Below are 704 nucleotides of genomic sequence, written 5' to 3'. Positions count from 1 at the left end.
AATGCTGAAATTTCTCTTCGCCTTTGCCATCTATGGTTTTTCTATCTCCGCCCATGCGATTTCATCAGAGTCTGTTGAGGGTGCACAAACCACTCGCCATCAAGTTGAGCTGATTCGTGACCGAGACTACAAATGTCTTCAATGTCATAAGGATGCCCAAGAAACTCTGAATTTGTCGCATGAGCCAGAAGCGCTGCTTAGCCAAGGTAAAACACTTAACTGCACAAACTGTCACAGCAATATCGGGCCTGATCACCGTGAAGGGGCTCCTGATGTGATCAAGTTTGCTGCTGCGCAATCAAAAGCAGTGCATGACAAGGTTTTTCTTGATCCAAGCACCATTCTCAAAGCGAATAGCCAGTGTGTAGATTGCCACGCTCCAACTCAGTTGAGAGAAAGTAATTGGACGCATGATGTTCATGCTAAAAATTTGACCTGTTCAAATTGTCACGATGTTCACGCTGCCAAAACGAAAGCGCTTTCTTACGACAGAAAACAGCTCATCAAACAATGTGTCGATTGCCACTCTCAGTTTGCTGCTGAACCTGAACTTGCAAAAGAAGAGGAGAGATAGCATGAAGTGTTCAAGACGAAATTTTTTAGCCAGTAGCGGCGCATTGATTTTGACCACTGGCGTTGCTGGCACTTCTGTTGTTAGTGCTTCTCTTTTTGCTAGTGACAGTGAGCAAACCAAACGTTTTGGC

The 704-nt window shown here is 44.9% G+C and carries 1 protein-coding gene and 1 pseudogene; both read left to right on the top strand.

What is annotated here, in order from left to right; translation table 11 throughout:
* Position 1: 1 nt before the first annotated feature.
* The gene (nrfB, locus tag R7P74_RS26505) at positions 2-574 is read left to right on the top strand and encodes a cytochrome c nitrite reductase pentaheme subunit (protein ID WP_318123633.1); all 573 of its coding nucleotides are present in this window, start codon (positions 2-4) and stop codon (positions 572-574) included.
* Position 575: 1 nt separating this feature from the next.
* Positions 576-704: pseudogene (locus tag R7P74_RS26500) on the top strand (4Fe-4S ferredoxin); the annotation flags it as partial.

Source organism: Vibrio sp. 2033, from assembly GCF_033339735.1.
Note: the sequence above shows the minus strand (reverse complement) of the source record. Positions and strands in the feature narration are given on the sequence as shown.

What these genes read in the sequence shown, in the direction of transcription:
- nrfB (WP_318123633.1), top strand. Translation starts at nt 2, where the DNA reads ATGCTGAAATTTCTCTTCGCCTTTGCCATCTATGGTTTTTCTATCTCC.